18 protein-coding genes are annotated in these 23,774 nt (G+C 58.6%); 8 read left to right on the top strand and 10 right to left on the bottom strand.

Going from position 1 to position 23,774, the window contains the following annotated elements:
* Window positions 1-27: 27 nt before the first annotated feature.
* Window positions 28-2,502: a glycogen/starch/alpha-glucan phosphorylase gene (locus tag I6L41_RS04805; protein WP_043824469.1), complete on the bottom strand. Its 2,475-nt coding sequence runs from the start codon at window positions 2,500-2,502 to the stop codon at window positions 28-30.
* Between the two features lie 375 nt (window positions 2,503-2,877).
* Window positions 2,878-3,075, bottom strand: coding sequence for a DUF4250 domain-containing protein (locus I6L41_RS04800; protein WP_005333612.1), 198 nt, complete (start codon window positions 3,073-3,075; stop codon window positions 2,878-2,880).
* Window positions 3,076-3,305: 230 nt separating this feature from the next.
* Between I6L41_RS04800 and I6L41_RS04795 the strand changes: the two genes are divergently transcribed.
* Window positions 3,306-3,791, top strand: coding sequence for a cell division inhibitor (locus I6L41_RS04795; RefSeq protein ID WP_216962328.1), 486 nt, complete (start codon window positions 3,306-3,308; stop codon window positions 3,789-3,791).
* 412 nt (window positions 3,792-4,203) lie between these two features.
* Entirely contained in the window at window positions 4,204-4,638 is a 435-nt protein-coding gene (locus tag I6L41_RS04790; RefSeq protein ID WP_302054532.1) for a YcgN family cysteine cluster protein, read from the top strand.
* Window positions 4,639-5,231: 593 nt separating this feature from the next.
* Here I6L41_RS04790 and pflB read toward each other — a convergent pair.
* The 4 genes from pflB to I6L41_RS04770 all read right to left on the bottom strand — a co-directional run bounded on the left by pflB (window position 5,232) and on the right by I6L41_RS04770 (window position 12,178).
* Window positions 5,232-7,514: a formate C-acetyltransferase gene (gene pflB, locus I6L41_RS04785; protein ID WP_216962320.1), complete on the bottom strand. Its 2,283-nt coding sequence runs from the start codon at window positions 7,512-7,514 to the stop codon at window positions 5,232-5,234.
* Window positions 7,515-7,560: 46 nt separating this feature from the next.
* Entirely contained in the window at window positions 7,561-8,409 is an 849-nt protein-coding gene (gene focA / locus I6L41_RS04780; RefSeq protein ID WP_041210327.1) for a formate transporter FocA, read from the bottom strand.
* 381 nt (window positions 8,410-8,790) lie between these two features.
* The gene (ycaO, locus tag I6L41_RS04775; RefSeq protein ID WP_005352574.1) at window positions 8,791-10,551 is read right to left on the bottom strand and encodes a 30S ribosomal protein S12 methylthiotransferase accessory factor YcaO; all 1,761 of its coding nucleotides are present in this window, start codon (window positions 10,549-10,551) and stop codon (window positions 8,791-8,793) included.
* A gap of 193 nt (window positions 10,552-10,744) precedes the next feature.
* On the bottom strand, window positions 10,745-12,178 hold the full coding sequence (locus tag I6L41_RS04770; RefSeq protein ID WP_058058735.1) for a glycoside hydrolase family 1 protein: 1,434 nt from the start codon (window positions 12,176-12,178) through the stop codon (window positions 10,745-10,747).
* Window positions 12,179-12,345: 167 nt separating this feature from the next.
* On the opposite strand from I6L41_RS04770, the gene I6L41_RS04765 reads away from it, so the two are divergent.
* Entirely contained in the window at window positions 12,346-13,209 is an 864-nt protein-coding gene (locus I6L41_RS04765; RefSeq protein WP_021231364.1) for a LysR family transcriptional regulator, read from the top strand.
* Window positions 13,210-13,245: 36 nt separating this feature from the next.
* On the opposite strand, the gene I6L41_RS04760 is transcribed toward I6L41_RS04765, so the two are convergent.
* Window positions 13,246-13,995, bottom strand: a complete 750-nt coding sequence (locus I6L41_RS04760) for an ABC transporter substrate-binding protein (protein ID WP_216962317.1) — start codon at window positions 13,993-13,995, stop codon at window positions 13,246-13,248.
* A 176-nt stretch (window positions 13,996-14,171) separates the two neighbouring features.
* Complete coding sequence (gene metE / locus I6L41_RS04755; protein ID WP_216962314.1) at window positions 14,172-16,436, bottom strand: 5-methyltetrahydropteroyltriglutamate--homocysteine S-methyltransferase; 2,265 nt, start codon at window positions 16,434-16,436, stop codon at window positions 14,172-14,174.
* Window positions 16,437-16,713: 277 nt separating this feature from the next.
* On the opposite strand from metE, the gene I6L41_RS04750 reads away from it, so the two are divergent.
* A complete protein-coding gene (locus tag I6L41_RS04750; RefSeq protein WP_216962311.1) occupies window positions 16,714-17,622 on the top strand; it encodes a LysR substrate-binding domain-containing protein in 909 nt (302 codons plus the stop codon).
* Window positions 17,623-17,627: 5 nt separating this feature from the next.
* Here I6L41_RS04750 and I6L41_RS04745 read toward each other — a convergent pair whose 3' ends face one another.
* Window positions 17,628-18,563 (bottom strand): LysR substrate-binding domain-containing protein, encoded by a 936-nt coding sequence (locus tag I6L41_RS04745; RefSeq protein WP_216962306.1) that lies wholly within the window; start codon window positions 18,561-18,563, stop codon window positions 17,628-17,630.
* 192 nt (window positions 18,564-18,755) lie between these two features.
* Here I6L41_RS04745 and I6L41_RS04740 point away from each other — a divergent pair, with 192 nt between their 5' ends.
* The 4 genes from I6L41_RS04740 to I6L41_RS04725 all read left to right on the top strand — a co-directional run bounded on the left by I6L41_RS04740 (window position 18,756) and on the right by I6L41_RS04725 (window position 22,711).
* The gene (locus tag I6L41_RS04740) at window positions 18,756-19,493 is read left to right on the top strand and encodes an isochorismatase family protein (RefSeq protein ID WP_216962302.1); all 738 of its coding nucleotides are present in this window, start codon (window positions 18,756-18,758) and stop codon (window positions 19,491-19,493) included.
* A 59-nt stretch (window positions 19,494-19,552) separates the two neighbouring features.
* Window positions 19,553-20,452 carry a pirin family protein gene (locus tag I6L41_RS04735; protein ID WP_216962299.1) on the top strand — a complete coding sequence of 300 codons (900 nt, stop codon included), beginning with the start codon at window positions 19,553-19,555 and terminating at the stop codon, window positions 20,450-20,452.
* A complete protein-coding gene (locus I6L41_RS04730; protein ID WP_216962296.1) occupies window positions 20,449-21,708 on the top strand; it encodes a CynX/NimT family MFS transporter in 1,260 nt (419 codons plus the stop codon). Before I6L41_RS04735 ends, I6L41_RS04730 begins: the two co-directional genes overlap by 4 nt.
* A 100-nt stretch (window positions 21,709-21,808) precedes the next feature.
* Window positions 21,809-22,711, top strand: coding sequence for a LysR family transcriptional regulator (locus I6L41_RS04725; protein ID WP_005352600.1), 903 nt, complete (start codon window positions 21,809-21,811; stop codon window positions 22,709-22,711).
* Window positions 22,712-22,835: 124 nt separating this feature from the next.
* Here I6L41_RS04725 and I6L41_RS04720 read toward each other — a convergent pair whose 3' ends face one another.
* Window positions 22,836-23,726 (bottom strand): LysR family transcriptional regulator, encoded by an 891-nt coding sequence (locus I6L41_RS04720; protein ID WP_216962292.1) that lies wholly within the window; start codon window positions 23,724-23,726, stop codon window positions 22,836-22,838.
* Window positions 23,727-23,774: the final 48 nt, after the last annotated feature.

Here is a 23,774-nt window from a genome sequence, read left to right as displayed (position 1 = left end):
CGGGGGTTTTCTCATTTATGAATCCGATTAGCCGATGTTGCAGGCCTTCAGATCCCAGATCCGATCCACATAGTCCTGAATAGAGCGGTCGGAGTTGAACTTGCCCATGGTGGCCGAGTTGATGATGGCCTTCTTCGCCCACAGTGCCGGATCCCGATACCAGGTATCGATCAGCTTGTGTGCATCCGAGTAGGACTGGAAGTCCGCCAGGGTCAGGTAAGGGTCTCCCCCTTCCAGCAAGGAGCGCTTGATGGAGGCCAGCTCACCCGGACGACCAGGCGTGAAGTAGTCGGTATCAAACCAGTCCAGCACGGCTTTGAGCTCGGAGTTGGCATAGTAAAAGTCGTACGGGTTGTAACCGCGCGCCTTCAGCGACTTCACTTCGTCCACGTTCAGACCGAAGATGGCACAGTTTTCGGCACCCGCCTCTTCAGCGATCTCGATGTTGGCTCCATCCAGCGTCCCGATGGTGATTGCACCGTTGAGTGCCATCTTCATGTTGCCGGTACCGGATGCTTCATAACCTGCAGTGGAGATCTGCTCGGAGACATCTGCCGCCGGGATCAGCTTCTCGGCCAGACTCACGCGATAGTTCGGCATGAACACCACTTTCAGCTTGCCCTGGATACGAGCATCGTTATTGACCCGATCCGCCAGCTTGTTGATGGCATAGATGATGTCTTTGGCCAGCTTGTAACCGGGCGCCGCTTTGGAGCCGAAGATAAACACGCGCGGATGCATGTCATAGTCCGGGTTGGCCAGCAGACGACGATAGAGTGCCATGATGTGAATGAGGTTCAGCTGCTGGCGTTTGTACTCGTGCAGACGCTTGATCTGAACGTCAAAGATCGCCTCGGCACTGACATCGATACCGGTTTCGTCTTTGATGACCTTGACCAGCTTCTCTTTGTTGTGACGCTTGATGGTCATGAACTGCTGCTGGAACGCCTTGTCGTCGGCAAACTTCACCACGCCACGCAGTTTGTCCAGTTGCAGCGGCCACTCCTTGCCCACTACTTCGTTGTAGAGGCCAGCCAGTTCCGGGTTGCACGCCAGCAGCCAGCGACGCGGGGTCACCCCGTTGGTCACGTTGCACATTTTTTCCGGCCACAGCTCGGCATACTCGGGGAAGAGATCTTCCTTCACCAGCTTGGAGTGGATCTCGGCCACACCGTTCACTTTGGACGAACCGATCACGCACAGGTTGCCCATGCGAACCTTGCGTACATCACCCTCTTCGATGATGGAGAGCTTGGCCTTGATGGCATCGTTGCCCGGCCACTTGGGCTCCACCAACTCGTTCAGGAAACGGGCGTTGATCTCGTAAATCACCTCCAGATGGCGAGGCAGTACTTTCTCGAACAGGCTGACCGACCACTTCTCCAGCGCTTCCGGCAGCAGAGTGTGGTTGGTATAAGAGAAGACCTGATAGCAGATAGTCCAAGCGGCATCCCAGTTCAGATCTTCCTCGTCAACCAGCACCCGCATCAGTTCCGGGATGGCGACAGTCGGGTGAGTATCGTTGAGCTGAATGGCGATTTGCGCAGCAAAGTTGCTGAAGTCACTGCCATGGACCCGCTTGTAGCGGCGCATGATGTCCTTGATGGAGCAAGCACAGAAGAAGTACTGCTGGATCAGACGCAGCTCTTTACCTGCATCGGTCTCATCGTTCGGATACAGCACCTTGGAGATGGTCTCGGCCTGGGCTTTCTCAGCCTGGGAGTCGATGTAACCACCGGCGTTGAACACGTCCCAGTCGAAAAACTCGGAGGCGCGGGATTCCCACAAACGCAGGATGTTGACGGTATGACCGCCAAAACCGACCACCGGAATATCCCAAGGCACCCCTTTGATCTTGCGCCCGGCGTGCCATACCTTCTTCAGGCCACCATTGTCACCAAACACGGTCTCGACATAGCCATAGAGCGGCACTTCTTGCACCGACTCGGGACGGCAGATCTCCCAGGGGTTGCCATATTCACGCCAGGAGTCCGGACGCTCGATCTGGCGGCCATCCTGGATTTCCTGACGGAACAGACCGTGTTCGTAGTGGATACCGTAACCAACCGCCGGATAGTTCAGAGTAGCCAGCGAGTCGATAAAGCAGGCAGCCAGACGACCCAGGCCGCCGTTGCCGAGTGCCATATCCGGCTCTTGTTCGCACAGGTCGGTCAGTTCCAGACCAAGTTCGCCCAGCGCCTCTTCGCAAGTCTTGTAGAGGGAGAGGTTGTGCAGGTTGTTGGAAGTCAATCGTCCCATCAGGAATTCAGCAGAGAGATAGTGAATCGCACGAGTATCTTTCTTGAAATGAGTCTGCTGAGTGCGGGTCAGGCGCTCGTACACCTGTTCATTGACAGCCGCAGCAGTGGCTTTCCACCACGCTTCGGGAGAGGCTTTCTGTTCGCTTGTTCCCAAGGTAGAACGCAGGTGACGCACGATACTCGCCTTGAGCTGATCTTTATCCAGTTGGAGATCCTGGTCTGTCTTCTTCTTGGTAGCCATAAACCATATTCCTTCGTTACAAATAAAATTGTTATCCCGCTTGCGGGACCGGCGCTGTTGTTATCTCAAAATATGTACCGGCGTGAGAATACTAACTAAAGCGGCAGAATTAAAAGTTAACGCAAGTCACACTTTAACCGATAAAAACAGCCTGAAAAGCTTGAAAACCCTTTCCTTTAATTGATCGCACAAAAACAAACATTCCCTTTATTATCATAAGCTTAATGAAACAATAAAAATATTCTGGCATGAATAGGTTTTCAGAGATTGCCAAGCCTTGAAAATCCCTGAAAATAGGCAGCAAGATGGCACATTGAAACCGGTTTCAATGTGCCTGAAAAATTACCGTATAAATATGAAGCAATCATTGCACCCTTAAAGATGTGCCTTGAACTGATTACTCAATGGATCGTAATGGTACCCAATCTGATCCAGACGCCCTGCCAACTGCTCTTCACTCATATCATAATAGGCCAGCAACTCCTCCAACCCGTCGCACTCAAGCCTTAGCTTCTCATTGATGATGCCCAGCAAGATGTTGGCATCAAGACGTTGCAAGGTACTGATATCCATGGCGGCACCTCCTGTAAATGACCTGTATAACCATGGGCGGTTACGCAAGGTTTGTCCATAGTACGAAAAACACCTAGCCAGCTTTATATTAAATAGTGTTTAAAAACATAACCTTACTAACGACACATGCCAACACCATCACATTTTTCAGCAAAAACACCTTGTCACTGCCACAGGATAGAAATACTGTATGCACATACAGCTTGGATATTCATACAGGAACCCCATATATGAACCAGCCCCTGCACTCACTGCCCTTTGCGATGAATCGTGTCATGAGCAAGCCCTGGCCAACCAGAACCGCCTGCAAAGCGGAGTTGGCTCATTATGGTGTGACTATCCAGTCTGATGATCAGTTTCTGAGCGAGCTGACCAAGCTTGGGGAGGCTCATACCGGCTGGATCTTGTTGATCGCCCCGCCGGGACGCCCCACAGTCAGCCGTCTGGAAGAGCGAGGTATCGATCCCAGGAGAGTGCTGGTGGTACATAGCCCCAAAATCAAGAACTGGCAGCAAACCCTGGAGCGCAGTCTGGGCAATGGTCACTGCGCCGCCGTATTTACCTGGCTACCCGAGCAGATCGAGCTGGATCACGTCAAGCTACAGCGACTGGGACAGCAATCTGGCGTACTCACCCGCTTCTTTGGCGCGAAACGGACTAACCTCGACACACCTCTGCTGGCCTATTCAGAGCAAGATATCTATCTCAATCATTAAGACAAAAAACGAACGCCTACGCAGGCTCTCCCGCGGGTCGCAGCGACAGAAGGGCGCAAACAATATGTGACCAGCGGCTTTATTTGAAAGACAAGCGTGCAACAGCCTGACGGTAGGCATCGGAGATCATTTGACCCTGCTTGCTGCAAGCAGACAAACATCAAAAGATGTAACGGATCAAGAAGCAGAAAATAAAACCTGAACTGGACAATCATGCAGCCCAAGTATTCAAACCTGTGGGACTTCCTGCCCACCAGCGAACCCGTTTGAGCAATATGATGAGGCTGAAAGTCATTGCATTCATTTGAGCTGATCACGACAAATTTCCCCCCGGAGTGACCCTCTCCTTGAAATACCGGGTAACAAGGGGTATAACCACGAGTTTTATCAGGTGTAATAAGTGAGCGGTATGATGCAAGCCCCCTTTTGGCAGACCAAGAGTCTGCAGCAGATGACTGAATCCGAATGGGAATCCCTCTGCGATGGTTGCGGAAAATGCTGCCTCAACAAGCTGATCGATGAAGATACCGACGAACTGGTTTTCACCAATGTCGCCTGCAATTTGCTTAACACCAAGACCTGTCAGTGCTCTGATTACGCCAATCGTTTCAAAAAAGAGCCTGACTGTCTGCAGATCACCCATGACAAGATCACCGAATATGGCTGGCTCCCCTCAACCTGCGCATATCGCCTGCTGTCTGAAGGTGACGCTCTTCCAGAGTGGCATCCTCTGCTGACCGGCAGTCGTTCCGCGATGCATCAGGCTGGTCAATCCGTCCGTGGCAAAGTCATTCACGAGGATCAGGCGGGTGAATGGATCGATCACATCATCACCTGGGCCAGCTGACACGCTCAACCCGCTATTCTCCAGAGGCAAGGGCTGCACAATGTGCAGCCCTTGTTGTTTCTGCAAGCAGGGTTTGTAGCTTCACACATATCTGGCTGGCTAAACCAGACCCCCTCCCAACTGCACATTGAGAGAGATAGAGGCAGAGGCAGAGGCAGAGGCAGAGGCAGAGGCAGAGGCAGAGGCAGAGGCAGAGGCAGAGGCAGAGGCAGAGGCAGAGGCAGAGGCAGAGGCAGAGGCAGAGAATGATTCCATAGTCACAGGCTTATGGGTATTGCTTGATACCCGCGATGGCGCCTCTGTTCACCCCTTAAACCTGATCAGCTGTTCCACGAGCCATAGCAACACTGATGCAATGGCAGGCAAAGCAACCGCCTATCCCCTTAGAGCGCGAATAAAGCATAATCGCATTACAGACGAGGCCTAGGTCAATCCTGGTGAGCCCCTCCCCTTGATCCTCTTCAAATATCCAGTAACAACTGTTGTGGTTGCGATGGAACTGGGGGCGAGTCACAGGGGATGATTACTCCCCCTGAATCGCACGCATAAAAAAACCGGCACCTTGGCGCCGGTTTTTACTCACTGCGACTCGATTACAGAGCGGCAGTGAAGGTACGGGTGATGACGTCTTGCTGTTGTTCTTTGGTCAAAGAGTTGAAGCGAACGGCATAACCGGATACGCGGATGGTCAACTGCGGATATTTCTCCGGGTTTTCCATGGCGTCCAGCAGCATTTCACGGTTCATCACGTTAACGTTCAGGTGCTGACCACCTTCTACGTTGGCTTCGTGGTGGAAGTAACCGTCCATCAGGCCAGCCAGGTTGGCTTTCTGGGCTTCCATATCTTTACCCAGTGCGTTCGGTACGATGGAGAAGGTATAGGAGATACCATCTTTAGCGTAAGCGAACGGCAGCTTGGCAACGGAAGTCAGGGATGCAACAGCACCTTTCTGGTCACGACCGTGCATCGGGTTTGCACCCGGGCCGAACGGAGCACCGGCACGACGGCCATCCGGGGTGTTACCGGTCTTCTTGCCATATACCACGTTGGAGGTAATGGTCAGAACAGACTGGGTAGCAACAGCACCACGGTAGGTGTTCAGCTTTTGAATCTTCTTCATGAAGCGCTCAACCAGGTCACAGGCGATGTCATCGACGCGAGCGTCGTTGTTACCGAACTGCGGGTATTCGCCTTCGATTTCGAAGTCGATGGCAACGCCATCTTCGTCACGAATCGGCTTGACCTTGGCGTACTTGATAGCAGACAGGGAGTCAGCAGCTACAGACAGACCAGCAATACCACACGCCATGGTGCGATATACGTCACGGTCGTGCAGCGCCATCAGAGAGGCTTCGTAGCTGTACTTGTCGTGCATGTAGTGGATGATGTTCAGCGCAGCAACGTACTGCTTGGCCAGCCAATCCATGAAGTGATCCAGACGATCCATCACATCGTTGTATTCGAGGTACTCGGAGGTGATCTTGTCGGTCTTCGGACCCACTTGCAGTTTCAGCTTCTCATCCATACCGCCGTTGATTGCATACAGCATGGTCTTGGCCAGGTTGGCACGAGCCCCGAAGAACTGCATCTGCTTACCAACGATCATCGGGGATACACAGCAAGCGATGGCGTAGTCATCGTTGTTGAAATCCGGACGCATCAGATCGTCGTTCTCGTACTGAACAGAAGATGTCTCGATGGATACCTTGGCGCAGTACTTCTTGAAACCGACCGGCAGCTTCTCAGACCACAGGATGGTCAGGTTCGGCTCAGGGGACGGGCCCATGGTGTACAGGGTGTTCAGCATACGGAAGCTGTTCTTGGTGACCAGGGTACGGCCATCAACGCCCATACCAGCCAGGGTCTCGGTAGCCCACATCGGGTCGCCGGAGAACAGTGAATCGTATTCCGGGGTACGCAGGAAGCGAACCATACGCAGCTTCATGACCATGTGGTCCATCAGCTCCTGGGCTTCTTGCTCGGTGATCAGGCCTTTTTGCAGGTCACGCTCGATGTAGATGTCCAGGAAGCTGGAGGTACGACCGAAGGACATGGCAGCGCCGTTTTGGGACTTAACAGCAGCCAGGTAGGCAAAGTAAGTCCACTGAACTGCTTCGCGGGCATTGGTAGCCGGTACGGAGATATCGCAACCGTACTTGGCAGCCATCACCTTCATCTGTGCCAGGGCACGGTGCTGCTCGGAGATCTCTTCGCGCAGACGGATGGTGGCTTCCAAGTTTACACCGTTTTCCAGGTCAGCTTGCAGGGACTTGAACTGGGCCAGTTTGTCGGCCATCAGGAAGTCAACACCGTACAGAGCGACACGACGGTAGTCACCGATGATACGGCCACGGCCGTAGGCATCCGGCAAACCGGTGATAACACCAGACTTGCGGCAGTTCAGGATGTCTTTGGTGTAAACGTCAAACACGCCCTGGTTGTGAGTCTTGCGGTACTCGGTGAAGATCTTCTCGACCATCGGGTCCAGCTGACGACCGTACACTTCGCAAGAAGTTTTAACCATCTTGATACCGCCGTTGGCGATGATGGCGCGCTTCAGCGGCTTGTCAGTCTGCAGACCTACGATTTTCTCGAGGCTCTGATCGATATAACCGGCATCGTGTGCGGTAATGGTGGAGGGCAGGTCGGTGTCAAAATCGACCGGCGCGTGAGTGCGGTTCTCGATCTTGATCCCTTCCATGACCTTGTCCCACAGCTTGGTGGTCGCTTCGGTCGCGCCAGCCAGGAAGGACTCGTCACCTTCATACGGGGTGTAGTTCTTCTGGATGAAGTCACGGGTGTTGACAGAGGTCTGCCATTCACCGGCCGCGAAGCCTTCCCATGCTTTTTGGAACTGTTCGTTAAGTTCTGCCATTTTTCATTACCTCACACGGTATTGATGTAGTATCCCGCAATCATCCTTAATGATGACGACGGAAGATAAACCAGTAAGTCAGACCAACCATCACGCCACCACCGATGATATTACCGATGGTCACGGGGATGAGGTTGTGTAGGACGAAGTTGGATACGGTCAGGTCAGCAAAGGTTGCCGGATCCTGGCCGATGGCCTGCCAAAACTCCGGGCCAGCCACACTATGGATAGCGATGCCAACCGGAATCATAAACATGTTTGCGATGCTGTGCTCGAAACCTGATGCAACGAACATGGCAACCGGCAGCAACATAACCACTACCTTGTCAGTCGCGCTGCGGGCACCAAATGCCATCCAGGCAGCCAGACATACCATCAGGTTACAGAGGATACCCAGTGCAACGGCTTCGAAAAAGGTGTGGTGAATTTTGTGCTGGGCCACTTTCAGGGCATTCAGACCCCACTGGCCGTCAGCTGCCGTGTACTCGGCAGAAACAATGATCAGCGCCACCATCAGAAGACCGCCAATCAGGTTGCCGAAGTAGACCAGCCCCCAGTTCTTGAGCAGCTGTGCCCAACTGATGCGATTGGCCGCTTTGGCCACCAGCGTCAGGGTAGTGGAGGTGAACAGCTCAGCACCGAGCAGCACACAGAGGATAAGGCCGAGAGAGAAACAGAGACCGCCAACCAGTTTGGCCATACCCCAAGGCATGGAACCGGTACCGGTAGTCACTGTGATGTAGAAGATAAACGCGATGGCGATGAAAGCGCCTGCGGTGATGGCCAGTGGAATGACCTTGTATGCCGGCTTGGTGGCCTTGGCATAGGTGATGTCTTCAGCCAGTGCTGCAATGGCTTCGGGCTTGAGACAATCGAATGGAGATTCAGCTTTCAATTATTTTCTACCTGAATGTTTTGCCTGTTGAAATCATAACAAAGGGCCAAATAGCCAAAATTGACATTGATCAAGTTTATCAGAGTGCGAATGTAATTTTACTACAAATATTTTAGTGCGATGGCTACGCCACTTTACACCAGGTATCAGCTGAAACAGAAATATCACATTTTTAATGCAATGATTTTAAAGAATTTATTTTCGATCATGGAAATATGGTATTGGCAAGATATCTTTGCAGATCGCCAGCACATCCCCTGCCCTGCCATCAACCCCCTTAGGGGTATTTTTTGTTTTTTATTTCATCTTTGAATAACTATCCCGTGCCTTGCCGCACGATAAACAGAAGGGGCCACTCGGCCCCTTCCTTTACAGCAACAATCACGCCCAGTGATGGGCTCGCTTGGCCTTTTGCAGCTTCTCGTAAGCCGCCAGCAGCTTCTGGTGCAGCGGGAACTGGGAGAGCGACAGGTCGGCCGCCTCCAGCCCGTGGAAGCGTGCTTCGCCAGTGGCGTTGGCCCATGCCTGTGCCAGCGTCTCTTCGCCATACATGCGAGTGAAGACGGCGCGATACTGCTCCGGGTCCCGCTCCTCGTCGAGGAACAACTCGACACAGGCACGCAGGGCGCGGTAGTAGCTGGCACGCTCGGCAGTGAACACTGACTGGTTGAACTCCATGGTCCAGTCGATGAGATCGAGAGCAGTCTCCAACTCACCGGCGGCCAGCGCCAGCATGGCTTTCAGCTCGCCAACGCGCAGAGTGTGCAGCGCGGTCCCCTTGGCAGCGGCGATGCCCAGCAGCTCGCGTACACGGGTACGCTCGTCGTGCCCCTCTTCATCCAGTTGATCAAACAACGCCATGTACTGCTCGGCATCCCAATCAAGTGATGGCAGCGCCAGGATCACTTCGCGCAGGTTGGCGCCCATATTGTTGTTGGCCAGCAGCAGATCTTCGGCCGGATAGATGTCGGACATGCCCGGCACCAGAATGCGGCAGGCGTAGACACCCAGATGCTCGTAGTCGGCGATATAGACCGGCTGCTCCAGCTCATGGAAGATGCCGATCAGGTGATCGAACTCCTCCTGCGAGGTGCCACGGAAGTCCCAGTCGGCAAACTCGAAGTCCGCATCCTGCTTGAACAGATCCCAGCTGATGAGGCCCGAGGAGTCGATGAAGTGAGTCTCGAGGTTGTGGTGATCAGCTACCTGCTCGTTATCAAATGACGGCGGCACGAACACGTCGAGATCCTTGAGACCGCGGCCCTGCAGCAGCTCGGTGACGGTCCGCTCGAAGGCCACTTCGAAGCGCGGGTGGGCGCCGAAGGAGGCAAAGCAGGTACCGTTGCTCGGGTTGAGCAGCACCACACAGATGACCGGATAGCGGCCACCCAGGGAAGCATCGAAGCTGTAAATGGGGAAGCCTTCCGCTTCGAGGGCGGCGATGGAGGCGGCAATCCCCGGATAACGGGCAATCACCTCGTCCGGGATCAGCGGCAAGCTGATGGCCTCGGCGATGATCTTGTTCTTTACGTGGCGCTCGAACACCTCGGAGAGCGCCTGGGTGCGCGCTTCGGTCTTGGTGTTGCCAGCGCTCATGCCGTTGGAGACATAGAGGTTGCCGATGATGTTCATCGGGATGTAGACGGTCTCGTGATCGGACTGACGCTCGAACGGCAGGGCGACGATACCGCGCTCTTCGTTGTTTGACTGCAGATCCACCAGCATGTCGGCGGTCACTTCACCGTCCGGGTTGTAGAACTTGCGGGTGAAGCTGTCGAGCAGACCGGCCGGGAACTGGTCACCCTCGATGGGGAACCACTTTTCGTTCGGGTAGTGAACGAAATCGCCGTTGGCGACCTGCTCGCCCAGATAGAAGTCGGCGAAGAAGTAGTTGGTGGAGAGACGCTCGAAATATTCGCCAAGGGCAGACGCGAGGGCCGCCTTCTTGCTGGCACCCTTGCCGTTGGTGAAGCAGAGGGCGCACTCTTTGTCGCGAATATGCACCGACCAGACGTTCGGCACGGGGTTGAGCCAGGAGGCCTCTTCAATATCAAAGCCCAAGGCTTGCAGCTTGGTCTGGAAGCGTTCGATGGAGTCTTCCAGCGCCGCGTCCTTGCCGGGAATAAAAGTGTGGTCAGTCATCACGATATCCTGATTTTTATTGGCTCATGTTCGGCCGCAGATAATAGCAGGGGTCGGCGGCTTTGGCAGGACAAAAATCAGCAAACAGGGGTGAGTCGCACAGAGAGAAACCGGCTTGCCCCCTCTCCCCCGCCACAAACAGCGCGGGCCCGGGGATTGCCCGGGCCCGCTGGTTACGCGACGCGATACATCGTCAGAGCTGCTTGCCCTGGCTGGCAATCACCTGGCTGTACCAGTGGAAGCTCGCCTTCTTGATCCGGCGAAGGGAGCCCCCCTGCTCGTCACGATCCACATAGACGAAGCCGTAGCGCTTCTGGTAGCCGTTGAGCCAGCTCAGGATGTCGGTGAACGACCAGGCGCAGTAGCCGAGCAATTCCACTCCATCCTGCATCGCCTCCTGGCACGCCTTGACGTGGCTGCGCAGGTAATCGATGCGATACTCATCGTTCACCTTGTCGCCCGCCTCCAGCTTGTCGAACTCGCCAAGGCCGTTCTCGGTGATCATCAGCGGCAGACCATAGCGGGAAGAGAGGCGACGCAACGCGATGCGCATCCCGGTCGGGTCGATGGCCCAATCCCAGTTGCTGGTCTCAAGGTGCGGATTGGGCGCCGTCTTGTAGAGGCCGGGGATGCCGCTCGATGGCGTAGTACCCTTCTTGCCGGTGGTGTTGATCCGCTGCAGGGTCTGACCACCCAAGGGGTTATCGGTGTAGGTCAGGGTGTAGTAGTAGTTGACGCCGATGTAGTCGGGCGTCCCCTCTCGCAGCAGCTCCATATCGCCCGGCAGGATCTCCGGCGCCTCACCGTTTTCCCGCAAGTAAGCGAGCGCCGCCTGCGGATAGCGGCCAAAGCAGTAGGCATCCAGCCACCAGAGGTTGTTGAACTCCTCGGCGTTCTCATAGGCCAGCATATCTTTCGGATCGCACGACGCCGGATAGGCAGGGGAGTAGGCAAAGCTCGGGCCGATGAGGCCATTTGGCACATGCTGGCGAAACGCCTTGATCACCCGGGCGTTAGCCAGAAAGGCGATATGGTTGGCGGCAAAGAAGCGCTTGCGATCCTGCACGGCCGGCGGATGAGTGCCGAGCTGATAGGCATTGGTCAGGTTGTAATTCTGCTCGTTAAGCGACACCCAGTACTTCACCTTGCCGGCAAAACGCTGATAGAGGGTCACGCAGTAGCGCTCGAAATCCTCGATAATGCGTCGGTCTTCCCAGCCGCCGTACTCATCTTGCAGCGCCTGCGGCAGATCCCAGTGATAAAGGGTCAGCACCGGCTCGATCTGGTGGGCCAAGAGGGTATCGATCAGCTTCTCGTAGAAGGCCAGCCCCGCCTCGTTCACCTCCCCCCGACCGGTGGGGTAGATGCGCGGCCAGCTCACCGAGAAGCGGTAGGCCTTGAGCCCCATCTCGGCCATCAGCGCCACGTCCTCTTCCATGCGGTGGTAGTGATCCACCGCCACATCGCCGTTGCTCCCCTCAAAGGTCTTGCCCGGCAGCTTGGTGAAGAGATCCCACACCGAGGGCCCCTTGCCATCGGCATTCCAGCCCCCCTCCACCTGATAGGCGGCGGAGGCGGCGCCCCACAGAAAATCGCTCGGGAAGTCGTTGAACTTGTGGTGATGCATCTGGTGTTGCTCCTTCTGCGCTGATGGTGTCAGCCATCTCTGATAACTCGGCGCCCCCGTGCCGGGGCACCCGAAATGAATTGGCATAAGCATCCATCACTTCTAAAATTCCGTCCAATGACAAATATGACCACTCAACATTCCCAACAGGAATGAAAGGAGCCCTGATGGAGCTACGGGATCTGAAAGCCTTCGTCACTCTGGGGGAGGTGCTGCACTTCGGCCAGGCGGCGGTACGTCAACATGTTACCCAGTCGGCCCTGAGCAAACAGATAAGGCGGCTGGAGGAGGAGCTGGGCGGCGAGCTGTTCGAGCGCAACGCCAGTACCACCCGCCTCACCGGACTGGGCAGGGCGCTGTATGAGGATGCCCGCGCTGTGGTCATCCAGAGCGAGCAGCTCTCCCGCACCGCCCGCGACGTGCTGGCGGGCAACGTTGGCACCCTGCGCATCGGCTTTGGCGTCGCTACCAAGATCCTGGTACCCGCCGCCATCGCCCGTTTTCGCGCCGAGCGGCCACAGGTCACCATAGAGCTCAACGATCTCTCCACCCACCACCAGCTGCTGGCGCTGAGTGAAGGCAAGCTGGATCTCGGTTTTTGCCGCCTGCCCGCCCCCAAGGGGTGGCATGCCCTGCCGGTGGTCGAAGCCCACTTTGTCGCCGTACTACCCGCCAGCTACCGCGATGTGAGGGAGTTGGCGGATCTGGTGGATAAGCCGCTGGCGATCCTGCGTCGGGACAAGGCCCCGTCCTTTTACGATCACCTGATGAACTATCTGGCCCAGAGCGGGCTGCGTTTTCGCGATATCCAGTACGTCAACGACTTCGCCGCCGGTGTTGCCACCGCGGCGGCAGAGATCGCCTGGACCCTGGTCCCCTCCTCCACCACCATAGAGCACCCGGATGTACTCACCCTGCCCCTTAGAGATGGGGAAGCCTGCTGGACCATTGGCCTTATCCGTCCGCCCCACAGCAAGGGGCCCTTGATCGATGCCTTCTGGGCAACCATCGCCGATATGACGCCAAGATAGACACGCCGTTGGCAAACAGCAGATGGCGGCAACGCATCAATGATAGCGTTCGACGATACGCGCCAACTCGCCGCTTTGTCGCAGCTGTTGCAGGGCACGGTTGAACTCGGTTATCCGGGTATTGAAGCGGGAGTGCTTGCCGATGCAGAGATTGAACGGGGTAGCGTCAAGCTGCAGCGGCACCTCGACCACCAACCCGGAGAGACCCAGCTGGTTGAGTTTGAAGCGTGCCACCAGTGGGTCGGTCACCATCAGGTCCCCCCGACCCGCCGCCAGCATTTTGAAAACGTTATCAACATTGATGGTGTGATGAACGGTGAAGCCCGCCAGGTTCTCCTTGCCCCAGCCGTTACCGAAATAGTCGAGAAAGGTAAGCGATTTGAAGTCGCTCAAGCGGCTGGCACGCTGAAATTCCGCTATGCGGGGATGGGCACGCTGGGTAAAAATGGTTAGCACAGTGGTGGTGACCGGCTCTTCCACAACCAGGGTATAGCTGCGCCGCTCCCGAGTAGCGATAGTGACAAAGCCATCGGCCTGCGCCATCCGCACCAGTTTTTGCGCCCGTTGCCACGGATAACCTTCATGGCGCACCCGCAGCCCCATCTGCGCCGCCACCCGATCCATCACGTCGATCATCAGCCCGCGCATCCTACCCTGTTCGTCACGCCACGAATATGGGGCAAAGTCGTCAAAGTAGACCAGCTTCAACTCGGCCGCTGGCGCCGCCCAGACACTCTGCCACATCAGCAATCCCCACAAGATTGCGCTCCCCAGACTGACTCTCATGGCCGCGACTCCATCCACTTCTGCCACCTCTGAGCCTAGTGCAAAGCGGGCTGCGGCAAGGTTCAGGATCCAGTGGAAAAAGTGGCCAACGAAAAAAGAGAGAGGAAGCAGTGGCTTCCCCTCTCTCATTCGTTTTTCAGCACACCACCTTACCGATGGCGGTCACGGCTTGCCGGTTACGCCAGCTCGGCCCGCAGCGCCCTGGTGGCATCGACCATCACCTTGAGGGCGGCCTCAGTCTCTTCCCAGCCGCGAGTCTTGAGGCCGCAATCCGGGTTGACCCAGAGCCGCTCGGCCGGGATCTGCTTGGCCGCCTTGCGCAGCAACCCCTCAATCCAACTCTGGCTCGGCACGTTCGGCGAGTGGATGTCGTAGACGCCCGGGCCAATCTCGTTGGGGTAGTTGAAGCGCTCGAACGCTTCGAGCAGCTGCATCTGGCTGCGGCTGGTCTCGATGGTGATCACGTCCGCATCCAGCGCCGCCACCGCCTCGATGATCAGGTTGAAGTCGCTGTAGCACATGTGGGTGTGGATCTGGGTGCTGTCCGCCACCGGGCTGGCGCTCAGACGGAAGGCTCGCACCGCCCAGTCGAGATAGGCCTGGTGATCCTGCTTGCGCAGGGGCAAACCTTCGCGGATCGCCGGTTCATCTATCTGGATGATCTTGATGCCAGCGGCCTCCAAATCTGCCACCTCATCGCGAATGGCCAGCCCGATTTGCAGGGCGGATTGCTCGCGGCTCACGTCTTCGCGCGGGAAGGACCAGCAGAGGATGGTCACAGGACCGGTCAGCATCCCCTTCACCGGCTTGTCGGTCAGGCTCTGGGCAAATCGGGTCCATTCGAGCGTCATGGGGGTCGGGCGATCGATGTCACGGGTGATCACCGGCGGCTTGACGCAGCGGGAGCCATAGCTCTGTACCCAGCCGAAACGGGTGATGGCAAAGCCATCCAGCAGCTCACCAAAATACTCCACCATGTCATTACGCTCGGCCTCGCCATGTACCAGCACATCCAGCCCGATGGCCTCCTGACGCGCGATGGCATCGCGGATCTCGGCCTTAATGCCAGCCTCGTAGGCGCTGTCATCGATGCGACCGGCGCGCCAATCCTGCCGCAACACCCGGATCTGCGAGGTCTGCGGGAAGGAGCCGATGGTGGTGGTGGGCAGCAGCGGCAGCTTGAGATCCGAGCGCTGCAGCTCGGCCCTGACCGGATAGGGGCTGTGGCGATCAAAATCGCTGTTGGTGAGGCTGGCGAGCCGTGACTGCACCGCTTTTTTGTGCACCCGGCTGTCGGACTCCCGATCCACGATGGGCTGGCTGTAGGCGGTGATTTTGTCGAGCTCGCCCCCATCCAGATACTCTCTGAGCAGTCCCAGCTCGAAACATTTTTGCAAGGCGAAGGCGAACCAGCTGCGGGTCTGGGGATCCAGCTCCTGCTCCAGGGTCAAATCCACCGGGCTGTGCAGCAATGAGCAGGATGAGGCCACCCAGAGCCGCTCGCCGAGTTTGGCTTTCAGTGCCTTCAGAGTCGGCGCCAGCTTGGCCAGATTGGCACGCCAGACGTTGCGGCCGTTGATCACCCCGGCGGAGATGACCCACTGGGCGGGCAGATGCGGCACCAGGGTCTCCAGCTGTTCGGGGGCGGCCACCAGATCCAGATGCAGGCCATCTACCTTGAGGCTGGTGATAATGTCGCGCTGATGAGCCACCGAACCGAAATAGGTGGTGAGCAGCAGCTTGCAGGGGCCCGTGAGGCGCTCGTAGGCGTTGAGATAGGCCAGCCGCCACTCGTCCGGCAGGTCCAGCGTCAGCGCCGGTTCATCGATCTGTACCCACTCCACCCCTTGGGCGGCCAGTTTGGCCAGGATCTCCTGATAGACGATAAGCAGGCGATCGAGCAGTTCAAGGCGGGAGAAGCCGCTCTCTTTCTCCTTGCCGAGCCACAGATAAGAGACTGGCCCCAGCAGCACCGCCTTGACCGGCAGCCCCAGCGCTTTGGCCTCTTCCACCTCGTCAAACAGCTGGCTCCAGCCCAGTTTGAAACGCTGATCACGGCTGAATTCCGGCACCAGATAGTGATAGTTGGTGTTGAACCATTTGGTCATCTCGGCGGCGGCCGCCGCCGGGCCGGTCGGCGCACGGCCGCGGGCCACCCGGAACAGGGTGTCGAGATCGGTCTCGCCATGACGGTGGCGGGCAGGCACTGCATCCACCAGCAGGCTGGTACCTAGCACCTGATCGTACCAGGCAAAGTCGCCCACCGGCAGCAGATTGACCCCAGCGCCGTGCTGGGCCTGCCAGTGGCGCTCACGCAGCGTCTTGCCCACGGCAACGAGTTCGGCCTGAGTGGTCTCACCACGCCAGTAGGATTCGAGGGCAAATTTCAGCTCGCGCTTGGCGCCGATACGGGGGAAGCCCAAGGTGTGTGCTCGTGTCATAGGTTCATTTCCTTATGCTCATTCATCTGATGGGAAACTGGATGATTTAGCCATCCAGATGTTTACACATCCAAAATGACAAGATAAGGTGACGCTGGCTATTGAATCCTCTTCAAGTGGCTCTCAAATAATCCTCAACTGACCGCCAGTCAGGTTCACCGCGAGGATACAGAGGCCGATGTTTACAGGTGCAAGAGGTGCCGAAGTCAAAAGGCGCAGCAGGGTCACCGCCGACCGCAACCTCAGCGCCATACGCAATCTCATAAGGAGCCATCTTATGGCAGTGCCAAGCAATGCAGGGATAGAGATCAAACACTTGAAAACATTGACCGCGCTGGCCGAGCAGGGCTCGCTGGCCGGTGCGGCGCTGACCCTCAACCTCACTCAGTCCGCCCTCTCCCACCAGCTCAAAGAGCTGGAGACCCGCCTCAATCTGGAGCTTTACCTGCGCAAAAGCCGCCCGCTGGTGCTGACCGCAGCCGGCAGCCAGCTGCTCGCCCTCGCCCGTCAGGTGTTGCCCGCTCTGGCCCAGACCGAGAAGCAGTTGCAGGCCCTGCAGAGCGGCGATGCGGGCAGGCTTCATCTGGCACTTGATTGCCACAGCTGCATCCAGTGGCTGCTACCGCTGTTGCCGGAATTTCGCCGCCAGTGGCCAGGGGTGGATCTGGAAGTGGAGTCGGTGCCGGGCTTTGATGCCATCAATGCCCTGCTCGGCGGCCAGCTCGACCTGCTGCTCACCTCGGACGTGCAGGCCCGCGGCGATCTCCACTTCGAGCCACTGTTTGCCTTCGATCTGACTCTGGTGATGGCGCCGGATCATCCCCTCTGCCACCGGAGCCGCATCGAGCCGGGCGATCTGGGGCCGGAGGTGCTGCTGGTCTATCCGGTGGAGCGCAGCCGCATGGATATCTTCAGCCGCTTTTTGCAACCCGCCGGGGTGGAGCCCGCCCGCTGCAAGCCGGTGGACAACACCTCGGTGATGCTGCAGATGGCCGCCGCCGGACTCGGGGTCGCCGCCCTGCCGCGTTGGGCCAGCGACGAGTTTGTCAGACAGGGGATGCTCTGCTCCCGCCCCCTCGGGAGTGGTATTCGTCGCCATATGTACGGTGCGGTGCGGGCCGCCGATCGGGATCAAGCCTGCCTGCAGAGCCTGTTCGAGCGCATTCGCCGCAAGATGGAAGGATAACCCCTTCAGCGGGGCTGGCCGACCTCTGCGAGCAGTGCAGGCAACTGCACCTTGATAAAGTCGATGAGGGCTCTGACCGCCGGTGACAGGCCGCGCCGCGCTGGGTAGAGCATCACCAGCTTGCCATCTTTGGGACGCCACTCGGGCAGCAGTTGTTGCAGCCGCCCATCCGCCAGCTCATTCACGCAGGCGTAAAGTGGCAAGCCCACCATTCCTAGCCCCGCCAGCGCCGCCTGCTTGAGGGTTTGCATATTGTCGCTGCGCAACAGCACATTGACCGCCACCTCCTCACTCTCCCCACTATCGTGCCGCAGCCGCAACAGATCGGCCTGACGCTCCAGCGAGCTGAAGAGCAGGGCATCCTCTCCCTCCAGCTGGCGCGGATGCATCAATGCACCGTGGCGAGAGAGCCACGTTGGGGCAGCCAGCACGCCCCACTGCACCGTGCAGAGCGGCACCTGCACCAGACTGGAGGGGGGCTGCTCGAAGGCCACCCCGCGGATCACTACATCCAGCCCCTCCTCCAGCAGATCCACCTGCCGGTTGCTGGCTTGCACGGCGAGCCTCACCTTGGGGTATTGCACCATAAACGCGGGCAGCAAACGGGCAAGCAGCGCATCGGCAATGGTAATGGGCACGCTGATCCGCACCAGACCGCTCGGCTCCTGCTGCCGTTGCCGCACAGCCGCCTCTCCCGCCTGCGCTTCGGCCAGCATCGCCTGACAGTGGCGATAGAGCACCTCACCGGCATCGGTCAGGCTGAGTTGGCGCGAAGTACGTTGCAGCAGCCGGGTATCCAGCCGCTCCTCCAGCAGCCGGATCCGGCGCGAGATCCGCGACTTGGGCACGCCAAGCGCCCGCGCGGCGGCAGTGAATCCCTGTCGCTGCACCACATGGGTGAAGAGATAGAGATCATTCAAATCAAGTTCCAGTGGTGTCATCGGGCTGCCTTGGTAAGGGTGAGGTGCGTTCACATCGTTCCACCAATAGAACGATAAGAACCTATTTCACCAGATTGTCGCCATTTTTGCAGCCATCATAATGGCCCTGTCCCCATCAGACGGTTGCTGCGCGGGCAATCCGCCCCACCAGCAAGGGCCGTTTGACTGTTCCGATATCACAAGGAGTTCACCATGAAACTGCGACAAATCTGCTCTGCCACCCTGCTCGGTCTGGCGACCCTGACCGCCACGCTGACCACCACAGCGACACCGGCCATAGCCGCCGAGGCTGCCAGCCATCCGACTGTATCACCCAACCGCTATCTGGAGATGCTCTCCCGAGACAATGCGGTACTGCTGCTGGTCGACCATCAGGTCGGCTTGCTGAGCGGCGTGCGCGACACCACGGTGGGCGAGCTCAAGCACAACGTGGTGGCGCTGGCCAACGCCGCCCGCGCCCTCGGCGTGCCGGTGATCGTGACCGCGACCATGCCCGATGGCATGTGGGGCCCCACCATGCCCGAACTGACCAGTGCCCTGCCGGATGTGAAGGTGATCAACCGCACCGTCATCAACGCCTGGGACGATCCCGCCGTGCGCGCCGCCATTGAGAAGACCGGCCGCAAACAGCTGCTCATCGCTGGGGTATCCCTCGAGATCTGCGCCAGCTTCCCGGCTCTCTCTGCCAAGGCTGCCGGCTATGATGCCCGGGTGGTGCTTGATGCCTCCGGCACCTTCAACGAAGCCAAGCGCACCACTGGGCTGCAACGCTTGCTGGGGGCCGGTATCCCGGTCACCGACTACGCCTCCGCCGCAGTCGAGATGCTGCGCAGCAACGTCGACCCCAAGGCGCACGATGTCTACAGCGCCCTCGACATGCCTTTCGCCACCCTGGTGTGGCAGATGCAAGAGGGTGCCAAGAAGTCGTAACTCGCCTCGCCTTCGGTCAGATGACCGAAGGCTTCTTTTGTCTTCAAGAGGTTATATCGATGACCAGACGTCTGACTCTCTCCGCCCCCGTCAAGGGCCAACCGCTGCGCATTGGCAGCGGCTTTGAAGCCAGCCATTTTGGCGAACACTTTTTCAACGGTCTGATAGACCCCGTGGTGATGGTGGATCACTTCCAGATGACCGCCCCCACCTTCGAGCCCCATCCCCACGCCGGGATCTCTGCCGTCACCTATCTGTTCGAGGATTCGACAAGCCCCCACGTCAACTACGACTCCCTCGGCAATCAGGGCCCCATCGAACCGGGGGCGCTCCACTGGCTGGCGGCCGGGCGCGGGGCCGTACATACCGAGCAGCCGGAGGGGGCATCGCCCTATGTCCACGCCCTGCAGATCTTCGTCAACCTGCCTGCCCGTCAAAAGATGATGTCGCCTTTTGCCGTCCACGCAGCCGCTGCCACCATCCCCGAATTTCATGGCGAAGGGGTGCGAGTACGGGTGGTCGCAGGCCACAGCAACGGGATAACGGCACCACACTCGGTAGAACTGCCCCAAACCTTTACCCTGCTCGATGGCCATTGCGCGCTCGGCAGCCGCTTCACCCATCTGCTGGCAGCAGGCTGGAATGCCATGATCTATTCCCTGACCGGATCGCTGACCCTGCAGGCGGAGGGAGAGCGGCACCTCATCCCGGCAGGTCACGGGATGGGTGTCAGCCTCTCTGCCGAGGGCGGCGAGGCGGTGGCTCTGCAGCTTGAGGCCACCGAGCCCTGCCACTTCGTGCTGCTCTCAGGCCAGGCGCTCAATGAACCCCTGGTCAAACATGGCCCCTTCGTCATGAACAGCCACGACGCCATTGCAGATCGGCTGCATGCCTATCAGCGCGGCGAATTTGGTCAGCTCAACGATGAGTGGCTGCGCAACGGCCAATATCGGCCATGAGCACGCTCGCTGGCCACCAGCCACAAAGCACACGCTGGCCTCTGGTCTTCCTCGCCATTTTTGCCGGTGCCAGCGGCGCCCTCTGCCTTGGCAAAGTGCCCGCCGTACTCGGCATACTGCGCAGCGAGCTGGGGCTGACACTGGTCGAAGCCAGCTATCTCGCCTCAGCTTTCAATACGCTGGCGATCCTCTGCAGTCTCTTTCTCGGCCTGTTGCTGACCCGCTGGAGTGGGCGGCAAACCGGGGTTGTCGGGCTTTTGGTTATCGTCACAGGCGGTGCGTTGGCGCTGCCCGCTACCGAGCTGGCCATGATGCTGCTGTCGCGCATTGTCGAGGGGATTGGCTTTTTGCTGGTCTCGGTGGCCATGCCCGCCTTTATCGTGGCGGTGACCCAGGAGGAGGATAAACGACTGGCCTTGAGCCTGTGGGCGGTCAACCTGCCCCTCGGGGCGGCGGCGGGCATGCTGCTCACCCCCTGGCTCACGGCGCAAGGTGGCTGGCGACTGGCCTGGCTGATCCTGATGATCCCGCAACTCTCTGCCCTGCTGCTTCTGCTCGCCAGTCGTTCGGCAGATAAACTGCGGGTCTGGGCACCCCAAAACTCGATCAACTCGGGCCACCCGCTGCGCCAACTCACGGTGCTCCGGCAGAAGGCACTCTGGCGCTACGGGTTGGCGTTCACGCTCTACAGCCTGATGCTCTGGGCGCTCTTTGTCTGGCTGCCAACCATGTTGCAAGGCAGCCCCGGGATTGGCCAAAGCCAGATCGCCCTGCTTTCAGCGCTGGCGGTGGTCGCCAATATTCCCGGCAACCTGATGGGGGCATGGCTGCTGCGCCGGGGCGTGGCACGAGATCGGCTCATCAGCTGGGCACTGGGCCTGATGGCGCTGTGCGGCATGCTCGCCTTCTGGCCCGGCCTGTCGCCGTGGTGGGCCTATGGATTGTGCCTCGTCCTCTCCCTTTCGGGTGGCATGGCGCCGCCGGCGATCCTCTCGTCTGCGCAGGGAGTGAGTCAGGGGCCGGTGCAACTGGCCATCGTGCAGGGATTTTTTGTCCAGCTCGCCAACCTCGGTCAGCTGCTGGGGCCCTTGCTGCTGGCCGCCCTGATGACAGACAACGGCTATTGGGGAAATGCTCGCTGGCTCTTTCTGGGCGGCTTGCTGCTGGTCGCGCTACTCTATGCCGCGGGCCACCTGCCGGGCTCAAGCATGGCTGCAAAACAGGCTCGATCGCATTCGCGGCAAGATGGAAGATGACGAATAGAGAGGGAAACATCACAGTTCTCGCAGGGAATGCTGGCCGGACAAGAGGCTGTTCAGTATGTTAACTGTTTAATTTTGCTTAACGGTAGCCACCATGTCTCAAGTCGATCTCAATCTCTTTCGCGTCCTCGATGCGGTGATCCGCTATGGTGGTGTCACCACGGCCGCCGAGATGATGGAGATGACCCCCTCGGCCATCAGCCAGGCCATCAGCCGCCTGACCACCCTGGTGGGCGAGCCGCTGTTTGTCCGCCAAGGACGCGGCATCACCCCCACGGCGCGAGCGCTCAGTCTGCACCACGAGATCATGGTGCCGCTGCACGACATGGAGCGCAGCCTGCAGCGCACCGATCTCTTTGATCCCCAGACCAGTCGGCGCACCTTTCGCATCGCGGGGGTGCCCGATATCGATATCTTCTTCCTGCCGGAGCTCAACAACCTGCTGCAGACCCAAGCCCCCAACTGTCAGCTGGAGTGGAACACCCAGGTGCAGGACGAAGCCCTGCGCCAGAACAGCCTCTATCTGCACAGCGTGGATCTGGTGCTGGCCACCAAGCCGATGGCGGAGCAGGGGATCGAAAACGAGCAGATCATGTCCCAGGCCCTGCGCATCGCCTGCCGCAAGGATCACCCCAGGATCCGCCAGGCCCCCGACATGGCCACCTTCTTCAACGAAAAGCACGTGGTATTGCAAACCAGGCGGCTCGACAGCTTGCTGCTCAACACCCTGACCAAGGCGCCGCTGCCGCCGCGCCAGATTGCCTACGAGAGCGACTCCCTGCTCACCGCTCTTCATCTGGTGAGTCGTACCGACTGGCTCTGCGTCGCCAGCCAGTGGCACATGGAGAAGCTGGGGCAGGCGCTGGATCTGGCCAGCTATCCCCTCCCCTGGCTCTCGGAGGATTGCCCCGTCTACATGAGTTGGCACAAGAGCTCCGGTCAGGATACCGGGCTTAATTGGCTCAAAGATCAGGTGCGGGCCGTCAGTTCGTTTTAATTATGCTTAACAGTCAAGCATGCCCTTCTCCTCATCCGGGCTATCGCTCTTCTCGACAAACCGCCTTATGGATAATCCCCCTTCAGGATAATCGGGGGCCTTTTCTCAACCATTAAGGCGCAGCTCATGACGACATCGTCGTGCCGAAATAGCTGCGCAGCGCCTCCACCACCCGCCGCACCTTCTCCGGGATCTCCCGCTGCGGCGTGATGGCGTGGATCTCCATCGGCGCCACCCGAAAACCGGGCAGCAGTTCGAGCAGACGCCCCTGCGCCAGATCCTCGCCAATTTCTCCCTCCGGTTGCAGCGAGATCCCCTGCCCTGCCAGCGCAAACTGGCGCAGGGGCAACACGTTGTTGCAGAGCACCTTGGCCTTGAACCTCACCCTGTGTTCGCCCCCCTTCTCGTCAAGCAGCAGCAAACCGTTGCCCAGCATGTCGCCACAGAGCCAATCGTGGGCGGCCAGATCGGCGGGCGTGCGCGGCGTCCCCTTGCGCGCCAGATAGGTGGGGGCGGCGCAGAGCAGCATCCGGGTTTGCCCCAGTTTGCGGGCCACCAGAGTCGAGTCGGGCAAGGTGCCGACCCGCAATGCCACGTCAATCCGCTCGGCAATCAGATCCCGCTTTTCGTCATCGGCAATTATCTGGATGGTGAGGCCGGGGTGGGCCTGCAACAGCGGGGACAATGCCAGCGCCAGCGGCTGGCCCGCCATCCCCACCGGGGCGGTGATCCGCACTTCCCCGAGCAGGGCGTCGCGCACCTCGGAGAGGCGCAACTCGGTCTCGCTCAGGGTCTGTTGCAACGCCCGGCACCCTTGCCACACCACCTCTCCCGCCTCGGTCAGACTGAGGCGACGGGTGGAGCGATGGAGCAGGGGCAGCCCGAGCAGGCTCTCCAGCTGGCTGATATGCTGACTGACGGCAGAGGGGGTCATGCCGAGGGATTTGGCCGCCCCTGTCATGCTGCCCGCCTCCACCACGGCGGCGAAGATGGCGTAACGTCTGAGCTGTTCCATTATTAAATCCAGCTTATAAGTGAATGCATTTCTGAGGTGATTATTAAA

This window comes from Aeromonas sp. FDAARGOS 1411 (assembly GCF_019047125.1).
In the GTDB taxonomy this organism is placed as follows: Bacteria; Pseudomonadota; Gammaproteobacteria; order Enterobacterales; family Aeromonadaceae; genus Aeromonas; species Aeromonas veronii.
Note: the sequence above shows the minus strand (reverse complement) of the source record. Positions and strands in the feature narration are given on the sequence as shown.

What these genes read in the sequence shown, in the direction of transcription:
- I6L41_RS04805 (WP_043824469.1), bottom strand. Translation starts at nt 2,502, where the DNA reads ATGGCTACCAAGAAGAAGACAGACCAGGATCTCCAACTGGATAAAGAT.
- I6L41_RS04800 (WP_005333612.1), bottom strand. Translation starts at nt 3,075, where the DNA reads ATGGATATCAGTACCTTGCAACGTCTTGATGCCAACATCTTGCTGGGC.
- I6L41_RS04795 (WP_216962328.1), top strand. Translation starts at nt 3,306, where the DNA reads ATGAACCAGCCCCTGCACTCACTGCCCTTTGCGATGAATCGTGTCATG.
- I6L41_RS04790 (WP_302054532.1), top strand. Translation starts at nt 4,204, where the DNA reads ATGCAAGCCCCCTTTTGGCAGACCAAGAGTCTGCAGCAGATGACTGAA.
- pflB (WP_216962320.1), bottom strand. Translation starts at nt 7,514, where the DNA reads ATGGCAGAACTTAACGAACAGTTCCAAAAAGCATGGGAAGGCTTCGCG.
- ycaO (WP_005352574.1), bottom strand. Translation starts at nt 10,551, where the DNA reads ATGACTGACCACACTTTTATTCCCGGCAAGGACGCGGCGCTGGAAGAC.
- I6L41_RS04770 (WP_058058735.1), bottom strand. Translation starts at nt 12,178, where the DNA reads ATGCATCACCACAAGTTCAACGACTTCCCGAGCGATTTTCTGTGGGGC.
- I6L41_RS04765 (WP_021231364.1), top strand. Translation starts at nt 12,346, where the DNA reads ATGGAGCTACGGGATCTGAAAGCCTTCGTCACTCTGGGGGAGGTGCTG.
- I6L41_RS04760 (WP_216962317.1), bottom strand. Translation starts at nt 13,995, where the DNA reads ATGAGAGTCAGTCTGGGGAGCGCAATCTTGTGGGGATTGCTGATGTGG.
- metE (WP_216962314.1), bottom strand. Translation starts at nt 16,436, where the DNA reads ATGACACGAGCACACACCTTGGGCTTCCCCCGTATCGGCGCCAAGCGC.
- I6L41_RS04750 (WP_216962311.1), top strand. Translation starts at nt 16,714, where the DNA reads ATGGCAGTGCCAAGCAATGCAGGGATAGAGATCAAACACTTGAAAACA.
- I6L41_RS04745 (WP_216962306.1), bottom strand. Translation starts at nt 18,563, where the DNA reads ATGACACCACTGGAACTTGATTTGAATGATCTCTATCTCTTCACCCAT.
- I6L41_RS04740 (WP_216962302.1), top strand. Translation starts at nt 18,756, where the DNA reads ATGAAACTGCGACAAATCTGCTCTGCCACCCTGCTCGGTCTGGCGACC.
- I6L41_RS04735 (WP_216962299.1), top strand. Translation starts at nt 19,553, where the DNA reads ATGACCAGACGTCTGACTCTCTCCGCCCCCGTCAAGGGCCAACCGCTG.
- I6L41_RS04730 (WP_216962296.1), top strand. Translation starts at nt 20,449, where the DNA reads ATGAGCACGCTCGCTGGCCACCAGCCACAAAGCACACGCTGGCCTCTG.
- I6L41_RS04725 (WP_005352600.1), top strand. Translation starts at nt 21,809, where the DNA reads ATGTCTCAAGTCGATCTCAATCTCTTTCGCGTCCTCGATGCGGTGATC.
- I6L41_RS04720 (WP_216962292.1), bottom strand. Translation starts at nt 23,726, where the DNA reads ATGGAACAGCTCAGACGTTACGCCATCTTCGCCGCCGTGGTGGAGGCG.